The 20,792-nt window shown below is 37.5% G+C and carries 14 protein-coding genes; 6 read left to right on the top strand and 8 right to left on the bottom strand.

Annotation, left to right across the window (positions count from 1 at the left end; all coding sequences use genetic code 11):
• Position 1: 1 nt before the first annotated feature.
• From ACZ9HT_RS10180 to ACZ9HT_RS10190, 3 genes are all read left to right on the top strand, one after another.
• A complete protein-coding gene (locus tag ACZ9HT_RS10180) occupies positions 2–3,658 on the top strand; it encodes a T9SS type A sorting domain-containing protein (RefSeq protein WP_476040377.1) in 3,657 nt (1,218 codons plus the stop codon).
• A gap of 202 nt (positions 3,659–3,860) precedes the next feature.
• Positions 3,861–4,397, top strand: a complete 537-nt coding sequence (locus ACZ9HT_RS10185; protein WP_476040378.1) for a hypothetical protein — start codon at positions 3,861–3,863, stop codon at positions 4,395–4,397.
• Between the two features lie 44 nt (positions 4,398–4,441).
• Positions 4,442–6,598 carry a TonB-dependent receptor gene (locus ACZ9HT_RS10190; protein ID WP_476040379.1) on the top strand — a complete coding sequence of 719 codons (2,157 nt, stop codon included), beginning with the start codon at positions 4,442–4,444 and terminating at the stop codon, positions 6,596–6,598.
• A 412-nt stretch (positions 6,599–7,010) separates the two neighbouring features.
• Here ACZ9HT_RS10190 and ACZ9HT_RS10195 read toward each other — a convergent pair whose 3' ends face one another.
• The 3 genes from ACZ9HT_RS10195 to ACZ9HT_RS10205 all read right to left on the bottom strand — a co-directional run bounded on the left by ACZ9HT_RS10195 (position 7,011) and on the right by ACZ9HT_RS10205 (position 12,082).
• On the bottom strand, positions 7,011–7,529 hold the full coding sequence (locus ACZ9HT_RS10195) for a hypothetical protein (RefSeq protein WP_476040380.1): 519 nt from the start codon (positions 7,527–7,529) through the stop codon (positions 7,011–7,013).
• 107 nt (positions 7,530–7,636) lie between these two features.
• On the bottom strand, positions 7,637–9,856 hold the full coding sequence (locus ACZ9HT_RS10200; protein WP_476040381.1) for a TonB-dependent siderophore receptor: 2,220 nt from the start codon (positions 9,854–9,856) through the stop codon (positions 7,637–7,639).
• 345 nt (positions 9,857–10,201) lie between these two features.
• The gene (locus ACZ9HT_RS10205) at positions 10,202–12,082 is read right to left on the bottom strand and encodes an ABC-F family ATP-binding cassette domain-containing protein (RefSeq protein WP_476040382.1); all 1,881 of its coding nucleotides are present in this window, start codon (positions 12,080–12,082) and stop codon (positions 10,202–10,204) included.
• A 242-nt stretch (positions 12,083–12,324) separates the two neighbouring features.
• Here ACZ9HT_RS10205 and ACZ9HT_RS10210 point away from each other — a divergent pair, with 242 nt between their 5' ends.
• Positions 12,325–12,771: a ferritin-like domain-containing protein gene (locus tag ACZ9HT_RS10210; RefSeq protein WP_476040383.1), complete on the top strand. Its 447-nt coding sequence runs from the start codon at positions 12,325–12,327 to the stop codon at positions 12,769–12,771.
• 158 nt (positions 12,772–12,929) lie between these two features.
• A complete protein-coding gene (locus ACZ9HT_RS10215; RefSeq protein WP_476040384.1) occupies positions 12,930–14,108 on the top strand; it encodes a thioredoxin fold domain-containing protein in 1,179 nt (392 codons plus the stop codon).
• 50 nt (positions 14,109–14,158) lie between these two features.
• Here the strand turns inward: ACZ9HT_RS10215 and ACZ9HT_RS10220 are convergent, their stop codons facing one another.
• Entirely contained in the window at positions 14,159–15,022 is an 864-nt protein-coding gene (locus tag ACZ9HT_RS10220; protein ID WP_476040385.1) for a glycoside hydrolase family 25 protein, read from the bottom strand.
• 120 nt (positions 15,023–15,142) lie between these two features.
• Here ACZ9HT_RS10220 and ACZ9HT_RS10225 point away from each other — a divergent pair, with 120 nt between their 5' ends.
• Positions 15,143–15,472: a hypothetical protein gene (locus ACZ9HT_RS10225; protein WP_476040386.1), complete on the top strand. Its 330-nt coding sequence runs from the start codon at positions 15,143–15,145 to the stop codon at positions 15,470–15,472.
• Positions 15,473–15,540: 68 nt separating this feature from the next.
• On the opposite strand, the gene ACZ9HT_RS10230 is transcribed toward ACZ9HT_RS10225, so the two are convergent.
• The 4 genes from ACZ9HT_RS10230 to ACZ9HT_RS10245 form a co-directional block, all read right to left on the bottom strand.
• Positions 15,541–17,934, bottom strand: a complete 2,394-nt coding sequence (locus ACZ9HT_RS10230) for an aldehyde dehydrogenase family protein (protein ID WP_476040387.1) — start codon at positions 17,932–17,934, stop codon at positions 15,541–15,543.
• 260 nt (positions 17,935–18,194) lie between these two features.
• Complete coding sequence (gene deoC, locus ACZ9HT_RS10235; protein ID WP_476040388.1) at positions 18,195–19,193, bottom strand: deoxyribose-phosphate aldolase; 999 nt, start codon at positions 19,191–19,193, stop codon at positions 18,195–18,197.
• Between the two features lie 153 nt (positions 19,194–19,346).
• Positions 19,347–19,817: an Lrp/AsnC ligand binding domain-containing protein gene (locus ACZ9HT_RS10240; RefSeq protein WP_476040389.1), complete on the bottom strand. Its 471-nt coding sequence runs from the start codon at positions 19,815–19,817 to the stop codon at positions 19,347–19,349.
• 10 nt (positions 19,818–19,827) lie between these two features.
• On the bottom strand, positions 19,828–20,790 hold the full coding sequence (locus ACZ9HT_RS10245; RefSeq protein ID WP_476040390.1) for an endonuclease/exonuclease/phosphatase family protein: 963 nt from the start codon (positions 20,788–20,790) through the stop codon (positions 19,828–19,830).
• Positions 20,791–20,792 lie beyond the last annotated feature (2 nt).

A 20,792-nucleotide genomic window follows, 5' to 3' on the forward strand; every position in this document is an offset into this window, starting at 1 on the left:
TATGAAGAATAACTACCATTACAGGGCATTTGTACTTGCAGGAACAATCGCATTATTTGCATCTTGTCAGCCGATCGTACAAACGCATTCCGGCAACCGCGAAAAAGCGCTGAACGAAAAAAACGCGCAGGTTTCAACAACCAATTCTGCAGATAAAATGATATCTGACCTTAACTTGGCCGGAAATGAATATAAAAATATTTTTGCCAATCTGAGTGATAATGACGCACAAATAGAGGTTAGAAAGCAAATCCTGATAAATCTTTCTAAACCTGGTGAAAATGTTTACAAAGATCTAGCAGATAAAAAGGAAAGAAAAATCAAAGGGATAAGATTGCCCGGCGAAGTAAGCGGAATAGTTGAAATGGCTGAATACCGCAGAAACATTACAAGACCTGTAGGGAGTGATGAGATGCTTTACAAATATGGCTTTTTAGAAAAAGCCCACGAACAAGCACTAAAAAGTCCGATGCTGGCACAGGCAAAAGCAGTTGGTTATGATACCTCCAAAAACAGTACCTATGCTTTACCCGGAGTCACTTTCACGGAGAGAGGACCAAACAATATTCCCGGGAGAGGAAGAAGCATTCTCGCCTCGCCGACAAACCCTAATAAATGGTACAATGGTACAGCCGGTGGCGGTGTGTGGATCTCTGAAAACGCAGGTTTAAACTGGAGAACGACCACCGATTATTCTATTCCGAATTTGGCGACAAGTACTTTAGCAATTTCTGCAAGCAATGCCAATATTATTTATGCGGGAACAGGAGAACCTTTCAATGCACTTGATGCCATTACAGGATCCGGTATTGTAAAATCACTTGATGCAGGTGAAACCTGGACTTACCTGGCAAACTCTTCTTTTGGAAGTGTGGGTCGATTGTTAGTCAGTCCAACAGATGCTGCTAAAATTTTTGCTGCAACATCTACGGGAATTTACCGCAGTCTGGATGGTGGCGTCAACTTTTCGAAAGTATATACAGGACCGGGAACAACGCTTAACGTTCAGGATTTAAAAGCAACAGCAGATTTCAGCACTATTTATGGATCTGTTAACTCTTATGGAGTGATCAAGTCGACAGATGGCGGTGCAACCTGGACAAGAGTTTTTGATTCCGCAGGAAAAACTATAAAAAGAGTAGAACTTGCTATTTCACCGGCAGATAATAATACTATTTTCCTGAGCGCAGAGGCCGCCGGAACTACTAAAATATATGTTAGTAATGATGCAGGTGCCACATTCGAAGAGCAGACTTTCGCCTCCGGTGACAGTAAAGAAATACTGGGAGCTCAGGGTTGGTATGATAATATCATCACCGCACACCCAACCGATAAAACAATCGCCTACGTTGGCGGTATTTATCTGGCTAAGGTCACTGTAAATCCTGCAAATAATACTTATAAAGTTTTAAGTATTGCAAGTGGTTACGATGGTACCAAACTGAATACTTATGTGCATCCGGATCAGCACGGTTTAATTGCACAGGTTAATCCTGCAAACGCAGCACAGTTTAGATTGGTATTAAATAATGATGGTGGTGTTTTTTATACGGATTACAAAAGCAATCCGGGGGAAACTCAGGGAGACTGGAAAGCAAAAGCCAAAGGTCTTAATAACACGCAGTTTTATGGTGCTGATAAAAAGAAAGGCGTAGATGCGTACGTTGTTGGAGCACAGGATAATGGTTCTGCAGTAACGATAACCGCTCCATCTACCGCAGCATCTCCATTTTTGGCAGTACTTGGCGGCGACGGTTTTGAAGCACTCTGGAATTATAGAGACACCCAAAAATTAATTTTTGGTTCTCAGTACAATAATTTTGCGGTTTCTAAAAATGGAGGTACAACTACCGCTACTTCAAGTGCTAGAAATGCTGATTACGGATCAGCAAAATCCCCGTTCTATTCTAAACTGGCAAATGCTAACAATAATCCTGATGTAATTTTTACCGTTTCAAGTACGGGAGTCTGGAGATCTCTGGATTTTGGAACTAACTGGACTGTTTCTACATTCAATCCAGCAACAAACGGAACGTGGTTAGGAAATGCATCTTATGCCACTGTGAAAGTTTCGGTCGCGAATCCAAATGTGGTTTGGGCTGGATCAGTAGTTTCCGGTGGTGCTTCGAGTACTTACCGCGTTAATGTTTCAAAAGATAATGGGAACACCTTTGCTAAAACGACAGGCTCAGTTCCAACAACAGGGAATTTTTATATTTCCGGTTTGTCACCTTCAAGTGTGAACGAGGCTCAGGCTTATACTTTATTTAGTGGAGCAGGTCAGCCAAAAGTCGTAAAAACAAGCGATTATGGTGCGACATGGACAGACATTACCGGATTTTCTACCGGAACAGTTACCGGCTTCCCGGATGTTCCTGTTCACAGTTTGCTCGAAATGCCTTTTGATACCAATGTATTATGGGCAGGTACAGATGTAGGGATTTTTGAAACAACCAACGGAGGTGCCAACTGGTATATCGTTACTGCGTTTCCACCAATATCTGTGTGGAATATGAAAATTGTAGATAACCAGGTCGTACTCGCAACTCATGGTCGCGGAGTGTGGACGGCTACTGTTCCACAATTGGATGATTATGTTCTTCCGACCTATATTAGTGCTCCTTCAATCAAAAGCATTAATCAAACCGGAATTCATGACATGACGGCAAAAGCAGTCTTTACTTATACGACTCCTCAAATTTCAGGTTTAAAGGTTTATGTAGACGGAAATTATGTTTCCACTATTTCTAATACAACAGCCAATACAGATTATTCCTTCACCTCATCTACACTCAGCGAAGGTTTTCACACCGTATCCGTTTCCGGATTATCCGATGGTGGAGCTAATGAGACTACGAAAAATACGAGCAATGTAGAGATCATCAGTTTTAACGCAGGTGCGCAAAATGTTAACCTGCCTTTATTTACTAATTCTGATGTTTACATAGGAACTGCAGGGAAATTTGTGGTTGACAATTTAGAGTCGAAATTCCCTTACAATGTACTGAACAATATTGGGCATCCTTATGCTAATGCAACTACCTATCAAACGTATCTAAGAACTCCAATAATGGTTGGTTCAGATTCGAAAGAGAGCATCACTCATATGGCTTTCACGGAAGGCAACTATGATTTTGCAGTTGTAGAAGCTTCCACCGACCTTGTAAACTGGGTTCCTGTTGGCACCTTTGACGAAGGTTCATATCCAGAATGGAATAATGTTTCTACTGCAGATGGAGTTACTGAAGATAAATTTAAAACGAGCGTTTTAGACTTCCCATCCAGTTTTAATGCAGGAGAAGAAGTTGCGGTGCGTTTTCGTCTAACAACTGATCCGGCAGAAGCAAGATTCGGATGGATCATCAAATCACTTGTTCCTTCCAGTAGTCTTGGAACAAATGACGGAAATTTAGCCAAAGCTCAATATACGATCGCACCAAATCCTGCTGTTGGAAATACAGATCTTTATCTGCCTTCAACTTTAAAAGGTAATGTGACTGTCGGAATTTACGACGCTTCCGGAAAAGTGGTTAAAACCATTTCTAAAACTGCTGCTTCAAAAATTAATTTAGAAGTAAGCAATCTGGAACCGGGACTTTACCTGATTCTGGTTAAAACAGAGTCTGGCAACAAGGCTTTGAAATTATTGAAAAAATAAAATTTTCAGCATTATTTAAACAACCAAAGAGAAGATTCATTTCTTGTTTTTTGGTTGTTTTTTTTGATCTCACCCTAAATTAAGTTGAAATTGCGGTCAAATCATCTTAGAAATAAAAGGTTTGATAATCGGTAAGACATTGACTTAAACTAATCAAATTATATCGCGCACTATTTCTTTAAACTAAATTGCTTTTTTTACTTTGAAAATAAAATCCTACTTATTTTTATCCGGCATCCTATTTATTGGTTTTGCATTTGTCTCTTTACCACTTTTCACCCATCTTAAAAATGAGGTGCATCAGGAGATTAAAATCAAAATCTTCAAAAATAAATTCAAAGAAAGTGAATTGATTCAGTTTTCCGAAAAAGACCTGGCTAATGCGAAATGGCTCGATTCAAAAGAATTTATTCTTAATGATGATCTTTATGATGTAATTCAGATAAAAGAACTCAACGGAAAGAAAATTTATTTCGCCTACCATGATCAAAAAGAAACGAAACTCGCCAAAATTGAAAAAGATATTCGGCAGCTCAGTTCCATAAATCACATTGAACAAAATTGTCGCAGACCCCGAAATTTAAATCCTCAAAAATTAAAAAAATTAGGAGTTGAAATGGTGAACAAAGATCAACATTACTCTGATCTTACAAGAACTCAACCTCGAATTCTAAATTTTCAAACACTATCAAAGGTTTCAGATTTCATTGAAAGAGAAATTCTGCCACCCCGATTTTAATGATTTTTACCGAAAAAATTATTAAATACAATCAAAAATCTTATATGAAAATAAAAATATTATTTGGTGCTTTATTCGCATCAACATTCTGCTTTGCACAAAACCAGGAACAGGCAATAGACACCGTTCAGGTTCAGGGCAGAAGCAAAATAAAAAAAGAACGCGCAGAATTTAAACGCCACGGACAAAGCACAGAAACTCTAGGCGCTTACGAACTCAACCGAAATAATTCCATGTACATTGAACAGAGTTTAAACACGATGGCCGGAGTTCAGGTTGACAAAAGAACCAATCTTGGCGGCCAGCGCGTTGTGATCCGCGGCTACGGGAACGACCAGAAGTTTAACAACTGGGGCGTTAAGTTTTATCTAAATTCTATACCTTTAACCAACGCAGATGGCACAACCGTTTTAGAAGGGATCGATTTTTCGCTCATCAATAATATCGAAGTCATTAAAGGTCCTGCCGGAACTTTGTACGGAAGTGGCGTTGGTGGTGTCGCTCGTTTTTACATGCGTCCCGAAACCGAAAAAGGAGTGACTCTCTCCCAAAAAATTGCAGGCGGATCTTTCAATCTTCTGCAGTCGGCCACACGGATTGATGCTGTTGGAGACAATTATTCTATCATGTTTAATTACGGTCATACCCAAAGTGATGGTTACAGGCCGAGAGGTTCCAGTTTACGGAATGATTACGCGTTTCTCGGAAATTTTAAACTGAATACCAAACAGAGCATGACGGTTTATGCCAGTCAAAATTACAGTAATGAAGGCGTTTCTGGTCAGATTTCCTACGCAGATTATTATGCCGGAGTTGATCCTGGAAACTTCGCTTACGCTAAGAAAAATGCCGGAAATAAATTCATTACTTCTCGCGTTTCAATCGGTCATAATTTTCAGATCTTACCCAATTTTTCTAATACGACGTCTTTATTTTATTCTAATTTAGATGCAAAACGTGCTGCTGCAGGTGCGCTGGAAAATAGCGAAAGTCCGAACTACGGTTTTCGGTCAACATTTAATTTAAAAAATGACATCAACGAAAACTTTAAAAACGGGATCGAATTTGGCGCCGAATATATCATTTCGCGTTCCCTGCTTTCAAACTACCGCTTTACGGGAGCCGATGATGATATTCCGAATCAGGTTTCTCCATTTACAAAAGGTTCTTATTTCAAAAATTATAATCAAGGTCTAAGCTTTTTTGCCGTTGATCGTTTGACTTATACACCCTGGGATCTGACTGTGATCGCAGGATTAAGTGGCAATAACGCAAAATATGACCGCGAAGATCTTTTGGCTTTACCTGGTTTACTACCCGGTTATAATAAGGATTTTTCATTCAACAAAGAATACGAAACAGTTTTCACGCCCCACGTTGCTTTACAGAAAACCTACAGAAATCAGATCTTTAATTTAAGTTACAGCGAAGGTTATAATGCACCAACTTCCAGCAGTTCTTTTATCTCCAACCTGCAGGCTGCTAACGACGATTTAAAACCGGAGCGTGCAAAAATGTGGGATTTTAGTGTGCATGGATTGATAGAACACACCAAAATTGATTACCAGATTTCGGTCTTCAGATTAAATATCAAAGACAAACTGACCCAGCTTTCCAGCGTTGCAAACAATGCTGCTTACTCTTACTTCGCCAACACGGGTGCCCAGCGAAATCAAGGCTTAGAAGCCAGTGTTGGATATGTTTACAATGCCGGTAACGGATTTCTGAAAAGCATTCGTCCGTTTGCGAACTGGTCTTATTACGATTTTAAATACACCGATTTTAAAACCGTGATCGATAAAAAACTTCAGAACTACGACCATAAAACCGTCGTAGGTGTGCCGCGAAATAAAGTAGCAGTGGGACTGGATTTCGAGTCACAAACCGGCCTTTATCTGAATAACACATTTACTTATTTGGGTGGCGTTTATACCGATTTTGAGAACACCAATTTGGTCAAAGGATTTACACAGTACAATGCGAAACTGGGCTTAAGAAAATCTTTAGGCAAATTCGATTTTGATATTTATGCTGCTGGAAACAACTTAACCAGCCAGATCAACTACACTTTTCTCTTCTTGGGGAACAGTATTAATGACAGTGATGCGGGTTCAAATTATCCCGGCCAGAAAACGGATATTAATCCCGGACCAAGCAAAGCCTACTTTTTCGGAGGTGTAAATGTTAAATTTCACTTTTAACTAAAACTTATCAGAACCGCTTTAAAATTTATTTTTTAAGGCGGTTTTTTTTGGAGTAAGAAGATTTACCTTTTTTCGAATCGGGGTTCCTGCTCTCCACTCTATCTTTTATTCCACGGAAGTTCCATAAAAGGATGCCGCTGCGATCAGGACTAGAATCTCGATTTGTAATTAATTATAGATTTTTATGAGGGAATTAATCATTGAAAGTTGGTGAAGATTCGCAAACATTTCCTTCTTAAGATTTGGAAATTATCATCCTCTCAATAATGGAAAAATTACTTGTGAATTTACAGTCTTAACCACAAATGACACGAATGTTTTCACGAATGACACCATAATACTTAGCATCAAATGGGTATTCAAAAAAAATTAAGCACTCAGAGTTGAACACTTAATTATATTAAAAAAACTACTGGAAAAACACCATGATCAAAGCCAGGATAAATCCTATTCCTGCGTAAATCATTCCACGCCGGAAAGCTTTTGACTTAAAATTAAACATCCAGAAAGAGGATATTACAAAGAAAAAAAGGACTAACCCAAAAATCGTATTCAAAGAGGCGTACCGGTGCTTCGATGTAGATTTATGCAATTCATTAAATTTCTCCAGTACGAAAGGCAATTTCATTTTGGTATATTTTGCTTCTCCTGTTTTTACGTTGTAGGTTCCATCTTCAAAGGTTTTAAGATCGCCATCACTTGCTTTAAATTCTATATTCCGCATCTTAATTTCTTTCGCCAGCTCCTTTTCATTCATGTTCGGTTTCAGCACGATCTCTGTTTTGCTTTCTTTCTTTAAAAGATTAGTATCGCGATAAATTAGCATTACGCCACTAATTGCATAAACTGCCATAATTCCTGCTGCGAAATACCCTAAATAACGGTGCGTGATCCGCATGAAGGACTTTGTATCTTTAATTGCTGCCATCGTTTTCTGTTTTTTTGTAAAAGATTTGTTGCTTTCAACAAGAACAGCGGAAACCGAAATTTCCACTGTTTATGTTAATGAATTTAATTGATATGATAAAAATTTTACTAGAGTTTGTAAGTTAATGTAACATAGTAGTTTCTAGGCGTGATCGGATTCACAGAGTAATTTTCGTGGTAGTTGTAACTTACAGTATCAAACAGGTTCCCAACTTTCCCCATGACAGAGAATTTCTTAAAGTCGTATCCTACTGACAAGGCTGCGGTTGTAAAATTTTCAACTTCCAGTAGTCTGGAAACGCCACCTCGGGCATCGTTCGTGGCTTTTGTATCGTTCCAGCCTGCAATTCTGTCGCCCACAAAATAAACACTTGCGCCTAATTTTAACCCTTTCACATAATCAGTAAAAGTATAGAAAACTGAAGCATTCGCAGTAGTCGCCGGAGTTCGCACCAATCTTTGATTTTCTACATAACCAAAATCTGCAGGAGTGTCTAAATAAACCGAATGATTGTAAGAAGCACCTGCGATAATAGATAAGTTTGGATAAGGATTTCCGGTGATATCTAATTCAACACCACGGCTTCTCATTTTACCCGCAAATTCTTTTACATCTTTGTCGGAATTTTCACCTCCGTTGAGGGTTTTTTCAGCCATTTGATAGAAGTTTCTGTTTTCAATCTGATATAAGGAAAGGTTCAAAGCAACCGCATTATTCCAGAAATTCTTTTTCATTCCCACTTCAAACTGGTCGATTATAGAAGGCTTTAAAGACTGATCATTAAGATCTCTTCCTGTATTTGCAGAGAAAGAATTGGTGTACGTTGCGAATAAAGAAAGATTGTCGTTCGGCATATAAACCAAACCTGCTTTTGGAGAAAATGCCCGATTAACTGTTCCGGAGGAATTTACAGTCTCATCTGTGGCAAACGTTTTCTTTTCCGAATCTTTATTTTCAATATAAGACCATCTTAAGCCGGCTAACACTTTAAACTTGCTCGAAAGTTCGATATAATCCTGTGCATAAATCCCAAACCGCTGCGTCGGAATCCGGTTTCTATCTTTTTTCTCAGCGGTCGGTATTGCTCCGGAAGCCCAGGTCGAAGGATCATCTAAATAGATCGTTCCATCTGTGCTGCCATTTGTTCCGTATTGCGATTGAGAAATATTGTACGTGTACGAATCATTAGTTCCGTAATCACCATCAGTACCTATCAATATTTTGTGATTAATACTTCCCGTTTTTACTTCACCATTTAAATTCATCTGCAAAGAGGTATAATTTTGCTCTGCATAAGTTCTGTTTATAGGTCTTTTCCAGGATAAGCGAGTCGCTGCAGGCGATGCATAACCCCATTGTACCCTCTCTGTAGAAAAATAATCTTTCGTATAATTTTGATAAGAAGCAACTGCATTTAAAGTCCATACGTCATTAAACTGGTGATTAAAAGTAATTCCGGTTGTTGCCTGCTCTACATTTTGAAATTGCCAGTCGGCTCCTACAAAATCAGTTCGGTCTAAGAAAGTATTCAAGCCGTACGATCCGTCTTTGTTCGTGATTGATCCAATTCCAAAATCCGGCGTAAAGTCGTTTTTTAAATAATCTGCTTCAACGATCAGCTGAGAATGTTCACCAATATTGAATAGAAAGGAAGGATTGAAATAATATTTCTGCGATTCTACCACATCTCTAAAACTGTCGGCAGTTTCATATGCTCCATTTACACGGAACGCCACATTTTTTGAAAGTGGGCCATAAAAATCTACGGTTGGCTTATAAGAATTCCAGCTTCCGGCGCTGAATCCTACACTTCCGCCAAAATCAAATCTCGGTTTTTTTGTAATTAAATTTACAACGCCACCTGCGGCAACATTTCCGTATAACATTGCATTACCCCCTTTTAAAACCTCAACTCTTTCTAAGCCGGAAACTTCTGGGAAAACACCACTGTTAACTCTTGCGCCATTTTTAAAAATATTATCGTTTCCGAAGTTAAATCCCCGGCCACCAAAACTATCCTGCGAATTACCACGGGAAGAAGTGATATATAAACCGTTTATATTTTGAAGAACATCACTTAGCTGTTTCGCCTGTTGTTGTTCAATGATTTCATGAGTAACGATGGCAATAGGTTGTGGATTTTCCATTATCGTTAAATTCGATTTGGAAGAAAGTGCCTTTGCGGTATTTGGATTACCGGTCTTATGAAGATTTATATCTTCGATTTGCTGAATGCGAATAGTATCACTTACGGGCTTGAACTGCATCTGCGCGCTTACCGACGCAACGATCAACAATGCTCCAATTGAAATTATCTGTTTTTTCATAGGACGTTTTTATTTAGACTGAATTAAAATAACAGCGCAAAAGTAAAAAACGATTCGCAAACAGACAAGTCTATTTTGAATTATTCTAAATAAAAACTAGTAGATCAGTTTAATTAACTGAATATGAGGGAAATCATAGAAAACTGATTTTTGTCAGTTTTTAATATTTGACTATAATATAGGGCGATTAATTATCTTTAGATGAAAAGAAAAACTACTGATTTATTACATACTTCCATCTGCAACTCGGCTCTACCACGATATTGAATGGAAATTGTTATCTCAAATAAAATTGAAAATACTTGCAACAAGGAGATTTCTTTGAGAGGAGGAACTTTGAATTGATTAATCCTGAAGTTCTAACCAACGCATCTCAAGATGTTGAAGTTTTTCTGCGATCGTTTCCAGATCTTTGGAGTACATCGCAATTTTCTCGTACTCAGTCTCGTTATTCAGTTTTTCTAAAATCTCACTTCTCTCCTTTTCTAACTTAGGCATATCCTTATCAATATCCTTCAGTTCCTGCTGTTCCTTGAAAGATAATTTCTTTGTTGATACAACTGTTGTAGAAGGCTGAACTATTTCAACTTTTTTCGGAGTTTCAGCAACCGGAGTAGCGACCTCTTTGTTCTTTTCCTGAGATTTCTTTTCTCGATATTCCGAGAAAGTTCCCACGAAATCTTTAATAACTCCGTCTCCTTCAAAAGCTAAAACGTGATCAACAATACGATCCATGAAATAACGGTCGTGAGAAACGATGATCAAACTCCCCTGAAACTGCAATAGGAAATTTTCTAAAACCGTTAATGTTGGTAGATCCAGATCATTCGTCGGCTCATCAAAAATAAGGAAGTTGGGATTCTGATACAAAACATGCATCAAATGAAGACGACGTTTTTCACCACCTGATAGTTTTGAGATGGGTGCATACTGTGTTTGATCATCAAACAAGAACAGACGTAAAAACTGAGAAGCAGAAATAGTTCTTCCGTTTGCCAGCGGGAAATTTTCTGAAATATCTTTAATAAAATCGATCACTCTTTGATCTTCTTTATATTTTAAACCTTTCTGAGCGAAATAACCAAATTTGATGGTTTCGCCGGTTTCAATTTTACCTTTGTCATAAACTTCTAAACCTTGAATGATGTTTAAAAGAGTTGATTTTCCAGCACCATTTTTACCAACAATTCCGACTTTTTCGCCGCGTTGAAATTGATAAGAGAAATCCTTCAATAATAAATTATCGCCAAAACTTTTACTGATGTCTTGTAATTCCAAAATCTTTGTTCCAAGACGTTTCATTTCAAAATCGAGTTCCAGTTTTTCTTTTCTGGTATCGGTTTTCGCCACTTTTTCGGTTTCATAAAAATCGCTTTGTCTCGATTTAGATTTCGTAGTTCGCGCTTTTGGTTGACGACGCATCCATTCCAACTCCTTGCGGTAAAGGTTTTGCGCTTTGTCAATTGTAGAATTCATATTGTCTTCGCGAATGATCTTATTTTCTAAATAAGTACCGTAACTTCCGTTGTGAACATATAAATTAAAATCTTCAATTTCCCAGATCGTATCACAAACCGCATCTAAGAAATACCTGTCGTGTGTTACCAAAAGTAAAGTGACCATCGCTTTTGAAAGATAGTTTTCTAACCATTCTACCATATCAACATCAAGGTGATTGGTCGGCTCATCCATAATAATCAAGGTATGACGATGTTGAGCGCGGGTTTCTACCAAAAGTTTCGCCAAAGCAACTCTTTTAATTTGACCACCGGAAAGTGTTTTCATTTTAGAAGAAAGATCCGTAATTTTCAACTGAGTTAAAATCTGACTCATTTCATTTTCCAGATCCCAGGCTTCGTGAATTTCCATTTCATTCAGCGCTTTATCCATATCATCAGGATCTTCGCTTAAAAGTGCATGATGATAATTTTTCAAAGCCATAATTGGAGCAGAATCCAAAGTCATCATAAATTCTTCAACATTCAGTTCGCCTTCAAAATCAATTTCCTGATCAAATAAAACGACCTGTATGTCCTTATTAATAGAAACTGTACCGGAATCTGCAATCTCTTTCCCCATCAAAATTTTGAGCAAAGTCGATTTACCCGAACCGTTTTTGGCAACGATCGCTATTTTATCACCTTCGTTGATATGAAAGGTAATATCTTTGAAAAGAGTTTTAACACCGTAAGACTTAGTAAGATTCTCAGCAGAAATGTAATTCATTATGTATTTGGACTATATGATTTTTCGAAGGTGCAAAAGTAAGGAAATTAAATGGGTCTTTTTACGATTTTATATGCGCTTGCTTCTAAGTAAATTTTGATTAAATACATTATACTCAAAATAACTGATCCAAAATGAATAAATCATTCTAGTAAGTTAAACTGTGTTAATTCTTACTAAAATTAAGATATTGGAATGTTTTCTGCATTAAATTCCCTAATAACATTTTAAAAAATAGTACAATGGAAAACGACAAAGTAGTTAGTTTATTAAACGATTTATTAACAAAAAATTACGACGCAGAAAAAGGATACCAAGAAGCTGGAGAAAAAATCGAGCATACGGCATTAAAATCATATTTTGACCATCAGGCAAAAAACCGCTACGACTTCGGACATGAAATTAAAGCGCTAATTTCTAAATACGGTGGTGAGCCAGATAAAGGAACAAGTGTAGCAGGAGATTTACACAGAACATGGATCGCAATTAGAGATGCATTTACGAATGGAGACCAGGCAATTTATGATGAATGTATTAGAGGAGAAGAGTCTTTCTCTAACGAATATGCAGAAGTTTTAGATCACGCAGAAGCTCCACAAGATGTGAAGGATATGGTAAGAAAACAAAAAGATTCTGTTGATAAAGCTTTAGCATCATTAAAAGTGATGGAAGGTTTCGCTTCGATCTAATTAATAAAATTCTAAATTTTAAAAAGTGGTTGTCTTGATTGATAACCACTTTTTATTTCACCACTGAGTTTTTCAATTTTCAACTTCAGACAAAATAAGATGACTTACTATCATTTGCAGAGAAAATCTTAAATTAGCGACCAAATAAACTTAAATAAATGAAAAAAATATCATTGATATTATTAGTATTTTTCAGTGTGATCACTTACGGCCAAGGAATGAAATTTGAGGAAAATAAATCCTTCAAAGATCTTTTGGCAATTGCGAAAAAAGAGAACAAATTATTATTTTTAGATGCATACACGACTTGGTGTGGACCTTGTAAACTGATGGCAAAGAATGTTTTTCCTCAACCAAATGTAGGTGAGTTTTACAATGCTAATTTCATCAACTCCAAAATTGATATGGAAAAAGGGGAAGGAATTGAACTTGCGAAAAAATATAACGTGAGGGCTTACCCAACCTATCTTTTCATCAATGGAGACGGCGAAATAATTCACCGTGTTACTTCTTATTATGATCCAGAAGGTTTTATCAAAGTTGGAAAAGATGCGATAGATCCTTCAAAACAGATGGGTGCATTAAAAACCAAATTTGAAGCTGGCGAAAAAGATCCGGAATTTTTGAAAAGTGTAATTAAAGTTTTCGCTTTTTCAGATGCAGATCTAGCGACTAAAGCAGCAGTAAAATATTTCGCTGGCAAAAAAGAAGAACCTTTGACTCAGGAAGATTTCTCTTATTTATTTTCATTAACCAAAGACAGCAACTCGCCGCTTTACCAGGAATTTATTTCCCGCAAAGCTGAACTCATAAAAGTGATGCCGGAAGAAAGTTATAATAAAGTGCTGGAGAACTTTAAACTGAACGCTTTATTTAATTCGTCTTACGATAAAACGACAAAAGTTTTCGATGAGAAAAAATATGTTTCAGAAGCCAGAAAATCAATGTCGGAAAATGAAGTGAAAGTTTTATTATTGAAATCGAAAATGAGAGTTGCCGCCGCAGCAAAAGATAAAACTGCTTATCAAAATCTGGCCATGGAATATTATAAAGATGGAAGTGCTTCTAATTTTAGTTCTGATGAACTGAATTCAATTTCCTGGAACTTTTTTGAAAATGCAACCGATAAAGTTGCTTTAGAAAAAGCTTTAATTTGGGCCAAACAATCCGTAAAACTAGATGCAGGATACGCCAACACGGATACTGTGGCTAATCTTTATTTCAAAATCGGAGATAAAGTAAACACCAAAATCTGGGCAACAAAAGCGATAGAGTTGGCGAAGAAAGAAAATGAAGAATATGCAGAAACGCAGGCTTTATTAGATAAGGTAAAATAGAAAACCACTTTATTTACTGTAGAAAGGATGCTTTTGAGCATCCTTTTTTATTAGTCTAAAGTCAGTCTTTTCAGGGACCAGAGATTTCCATTGTAAACATTCAGATCGACTTTGGTATTGATCCCGTAAACGATTCCGTTCTCTGTGAATTGCCAGATTTTCCAGTCTGCGTCGGGGCTAGGTTGCGGCACATCGTTATAATTCGCCAACCAGATTGGGTAATCATTAAATTCGCCCTGTAAAAAGTCCTTGTAATAGTGGTAATAAGTGTAAATGATGGGTTTTTCACCATAAGTTTCTTCTACGATGCGACACCAGATTTTCAAATCTTCGATGAGTTTTTTAGTTGATTTACGACGCGGAATTTTCTCAATATCTAAAATTGGCGGTAAGTCGCCAGATTCCAATTTCACATTGGCAAGGAAATTATTCGCCTGCATCACGGGATCTTCATCGGCTCTGTAGAAATGATACGCGCCTCGAATCAATTCATGTTTTTTAGATAAAGTCCAGAACTCATCAAAATGTTTATCGGCAGAACGGTTTCCCATTGTTGCGCGAAGAATGACAAACTCGATAGGAATCGTGCGATTTCCGACGCTTAAACTATCCCAGGTAATATCCTCTTTTCTTTGATAGTGCGACATGTCTATCCCAAAAGTCTTATCAGCGTAATCACCTATAATGCGATTAATCCTATTTTCTTCCTTTTCAGAATTGGAGAGTTTTTTATGCTCAAACTTATTGAAATACATGGCATAGTAGAAAGAAATTTTTTCTTTTAAATAAAAACCAGTTCCTAATAAAGCGATTGCCAGAAACACCAACAAAATCTCCCGTCGTAGAAGAAAATGTCTATTACGATTTTTGTGAATTTTTCGGGTGGTTCTTTTTCTAATCTTTCTTTTAGCCATGAATCTGCAAAAATATTAATTTTAAAAGGGAAAGCGTTAATTTATAGTTAAAAATGTTTTCAGATGCTGATTGGCTTAATATGTGAAATTAAGCTGGTATTAACAATAAAATTAATCAAGATGAAAACGAAGTTATTATCATTAGCAGCCATACTTTTATTTGCAGTAACGGTTTCTGCACAGGAATCAAAACCTACTTTAAAACAAGAAGTGAAGAAAGATTCAAAAGCAGTCGGAACAGCAGTCAAAGATGGCGCGGAATGGACAGGTGAAACTGTAAAAGATGGTGCGCAATGGACAGGAAAAACCGCTAAAAAAGGTGCGAGAGCTACTAAAAGAAGTGCAAAAAGAGCTGCAAGGTGGACCGCCAAAACCGCTAGGAAGGGCGGAAAAGCAGTAAAAGAAGGTTATGAAGACACCAAAGATTACGTAAAAAAAGAAACGAAGTAGTTTTATTTAACTTTTCATAAAAAAACCATGCGATTTGCATGGTTTTTCATTTTTATAATTTAATGGTTCTAGGCTCCGTATGGAATCCAGATATTTTTAATTTCTGTGGCGTGTCTTAAAAACTCCTGACCTTCTCCGTGTGCTGGATTCAACCAGTTTCTATATTTTCCAAAATTCACCCAAGAACGTTTCATTGAATCGGTGGATAATAATTCGATATTCTTGCTTCCTTCTAATGTTCCGAAATACCAAATTCCTTCAACATTATAATGTTTCGCGAGTTCGTTGGCTAATTCTTCTTTTGGTCCAGTCACGATATTGACCGTGCCCGCAGGAACATCTGACGTTTCTAAAATCTGATAGAAATCGGTTGCCGAGAAAGGATGTTTCTCAGATGGAATAACTACCACTCTGTTTCCCATCGCAATCGCAGGAATTACGGTAGAAATAAATCCTAACAATGGATTCTCATCAGGACAAATAATTGCCATTACACCAATTGCTTCCGGCATTGCTAAAGTAACCATTCTCTGAACGGTAGAATGCGCTGCGCCATCATATTTATCGGCATAAGCGGCGTAAGTATAAATTCTTTCGATTGATTTTTCAACCTCATCTTGTGCAGATTCTAAAGATTGATTGGTCATTTCGACAATTCTTTCTGCGAATTCTTCTGAACGGATTGCTAAATTTTCAGCGATATAATATAAAACTTGCGCTCTTGAATGACCGGTCATTCCACTCCAAGCTTTTTCTGCGTGTGCGGCTTCAACTGCGTTACGAATATCTTTTCTGTTTCCTTCTGAAACTTCACCGATATATTCTCCGAAAGCATTTTTAATTTCAGTACTGTAACCTCCATCCGGACGAGCTTGTTTTCCACCAACGTACATTTTTGTAGTACGGTCAATATCTGCTAAAATATTTTTTGCTTTTTTGGAAATATTTGGTTTTTCAGTTTTTGGCAAAATTGGTTTTGATGTAAATTCTGCTTCCACTTTAGGTTTCATGTATTCATACAAACCTTCTTTTCCACCTTCTCTTCCGAAACCGGATTCTCTGTAACCACCAAATCCGGCAGCAGCATCAAACTGATTGGTACAATTGATCCAAACACTTCCTGCTTTAATTTTCGGTGCGATGTCTAAAGCTAAATTGATATTTTCTGTCCAAACACTTGAAGCCAGACCGTATCTCGTATTATTCGCCAAAGCCACGGCTTCCGAATGTGAACGGAAAGTCATGGCAACTAAAACAGGTCCGAAAATTTCTTCCTGTGCAATTACCGCACTTGTCGGAACATCGGTAAATAATGTTGGTGGATAAAACCAGCCGTTTTCTGGAACGCCATTTTTCGGCTGGTAAATGGTACAACCTTCATCTATACCAATTTTCACCATATCTTGAATGGTTTTTAATTGAATTGGATCAACGATAGAACCCATATCAACTGCTTTGTCCATTGGATCGCCGATACGCAAAGTTTCCATTCTTGCACGAAGTTTTTTGTAGAAAACCTCAGAAACTGATTCCTGAATCAAAAGTCGAGAACCTGCGCAACAAACCTGTCCCTGATTGAACCAGATTGCATCAACAATTCCTTCCACTGCAGAATCTAAATCTGCATCTTCAAAAACGATGAAAGGTGATTTCCCGCCTAATTCTAGTGATATTTTTTTACCAGTTCCGGCAATATTTGTTCTTAATATTTTACCAACTTTCGTAGAACCTGTGAAAGCCACTTTCTGAATGTCCTTATGATTAACTAAAACATTTCCGGCAACTGTTCCGCGACCTGTTACAATATTCACAACGCCTTTTGGAAGTCCGACTTTTTCACAGATCTCTGCAAAAAGCAAAGCGGTTAAAGAAGTATATTCTGCTGGTTTTAAAACGATGGTATTTCCCATTGCTAAAGCCGGAGCAACTTTCCAGGAAAGCATCATCAATGGAAAGTTCCACGGAATGATTTGTCCTACAACACCAACTTCCTGGTAATCTCTGAATTCGGTATCCATCAATTTTGCCCAACCTGCATGATGATAGAAATGTCTTGCAACGATTGGAATATCGATATCACGGGTTTCGCGAATTGGTTTTCCGTTGTCTAATGTTTCAAGAACAGCAAAAAGTCTGGAGTTCTTTTGAATTTGTCTTGCGATTGCGTATAAATATTTTGCACGTTCGAATCCACCGATTGCAACCCATTCTGGTAATGCTTTGTTGGCAGCTTTCACGGCTTTGTCAACATCGGTTTCGTCGGCTTCGGCAATTTTTGCTAAAAATTCTTTGTTGGAAGGATTATTGGAATCCATGTATTTTTTAGCGTTTGGCTTTATCCATTCTCCTCCAATAAATAAGTCGAAACTTCGGTTATGATTTTCTAAAAATTCCACAGCAGCAGCTGCACTTTCTGGAGCGGGACCGTAAACCATGGTGTCGTATATTTCTTTGATTTCCATTTTGATGATGTGTTGATGTGATGATTTGGTGATCTGTTAATTAACCACGAAAGTCACAACATTTTTTATTTTTTTAAGTTTTCAAAAGAGCAAAAAAGTAAGGTGAATTTACTCTGTTAAAAATCTAAGTATTTATCATTAGAACCTTTCTTTATTTTTAGTTCCCAGTGCGCCCCGACTTGAACGGATCCCGATATAAAATCGGGAGGGAGTGGAAGACGGAAATAGGCGCCCATACTTCGACAAGCTCAGCACGGCGATTATGCCATCGGATGTCTGAATCCTGCGCTGTATCTTCCGGTTACGAAATGCTCTAATTGCCTCTCGATGTCGCCTAATAGGGAACTTGCGCCGAATCTGAACAAGTCTGGAGTTAACCAGTCGTTTCCTAATTCTTCTTTTACTAAGATCAAATAATCGAGTGCCTGTTTTGCTTTTTGAATTCCGCCGGCTGGTTTGTAACCGATTTTTATGCCAGTTAATTCGTAATAATCACGAATGCAACGAATCATGACCAAACTCACGGCTAAAGTTGCGTTAACGGATTCTTTACCAGTCGAAGTTTTGATAAAATCTGACCCTGCCATCATGGCAACCCAAGATGCTTTTGCGACTTTGGTGTACGTAGGAATCTCGCCTGTTGCGAGAATCGTTTTCATGTGAGCATCGCCACAAGCTTGTCTGCACAATCTGATTTCGTCGTATAATTCCTGCCACTTTGATTCTAAAACCAAAGCACGGGAAATAACGATGTCGATTTCAGTTGCTCCGGCTGCAACGGATTTTTTAATTTCTGAAATTTTATCTTCGAGGGAAATTTTACCGGCGGGAAATCCGGTAGAAACTGCGGCAATTGGAATTGCTGTTCCTTCTAAAGCTTCTTTTGCGAAGGGTATTAAATTGTGGTAAACACAAACTGCGCCTGTCGTCAAGTTTGCGTTTTCCATTCCTAAGATTTGCAATAGATCTTGACGAACAGGATTTTTTGCTTTTTCGCAAAGTCGCATTACGTTTCCGCGCGTGTCGTCTCCAGCCAAAGTCGTCAAGTCGATCATGGAAATTGCTTTCAATAACCAAGCTGCCTGAAATTCCTTTTTTACGCTTCGTCTTCCACCCAATGTTGCAACGCGCCGATCAATTGCACTTCGGTTAATATTTATTGCATCGAAATACTTCGTATTGAAAGGCAAACCGGGGTTTCTTTCCTCAGTATGAAGTTGAGATGATTCCGTATGATTTTTTTCCATTACTTTAGTCATAAGTCAGAAAATTTTATTGTCTATTAGAGGTGTAAAATTAACCAATTCTCTTTAGATTATGTCATTCTGTTAATGAAAATTGTCTATTATCAATAAGCAAAAAAATGCACTCCGAATGGAATGCATTTTAATTTTTAAAAAAATTATACTGATTTAAACCTTTAGCTGACGATTGATACTTTGCTCGAGGGAGATAAAAGTTTCGGTTCTGGTAACCCCTTTTAATTTTTGGAGTTTGTTCAAAATCTCCATCAAATGATCATTATCGCGACAAAGCACCTTTAAAAATATAGTATAGTTTCCCGTGGTATAATGTGCTTCTACCACTTCATTTACTTCTTTTAAAGCTTTTATCGCATCTGGATAATGACTAGGCTGCTCCAGGAATACACCAATATAAGAAACTACTTTATACCCGATTTTTCGGGGATTAAGAAAAGATATTGAATTTTCTATGACTCCGGCCTGCTCCAATTTTTTAATCCTTTGATGAACTGCAGTAGTTGAAATCCCTACATTCTTGGAAATATGCGCTAACGAAGTTTTAGCATTATCCATCAACATATATATAATTTCTTTATCGACTGAATCTAAATGGTAATCTGAATTAATTGCACTTTTCATGTATTTTTTTTTACTTTTTAACCAATGTTGAAAACTCTGTAAGCACTGGGAAATGGTCGCTGTAACCACCTAAATATCTTGTTCCTGCGTAGGTTCTAAAAGGCCGTCCGCTTGATCTTGCATCCCAGTTCGCTAATTTTTTATGATTGAAAACTTTTGATTCTGAAAATTTTAACGTAGAATCCTTCTCAAAAAATTTATTAGACAGGATCATTTGGTCAAAAAGCAAGCCATTTTTGTAATGATAGGTGGAAAAATGACCATTTTTAAATAAATCAAGAGACGGATTTGTTAAAATTTTATTTGATTGGTCATCATAAAGCACATTTTGTATAATATCATCATCGGGATCTTCGTTAAAATCACCACAAATAAGCACCGCTTCGCCCGTTCTCGAAATTAGATCGATCACTTTTTTGCGGACATCATTCAGAATATACTGACGTTTTGGTTTGTTGATATCATTTTCCCGTTTAGAGGGAAGATGCAGTACGAAAACATGAATTTTCTCTCCTGAAAACTTGATTTGACAATGCAAAATATCCCTTGTTGTATCGTAGTTTGCGGGATTTTTATCTGGAATTTCAAAAAAGTAGGTAATGGGTTCCGCCGCCAGAATTTCTACCTTATTTTTATCATACAGTAAAGCAACGTCGACGCCTCTTTCATCCAAAGATTCGAAATGAACCACTCCATAATTTGAATTAAATGGTGGCAGCGCAACTAACTCTTCTAAAGGCTGTTGTCCCTGAACTTCGGAAAGGCCGATCACAAGTGGTAAAATGCCTTCCGTTTCCTGAATAAGTTCGAAAACGTGCGCGATTTTAAATAATTTGTTCTTGTACTTTCGTTCATCCCAGTTTCGCAGACCAGACTTTGTAGGATCCAATTTATGAACGGGCGGTGGATCTGGAAAGAATAAATTCTCAACATTATAAAAAGCGATTAACTCCTTACCTTCTTTATCTATCATTA

The organism is Chryseobacterium sp. UYP7 (genome assembly GCF_056279225.1).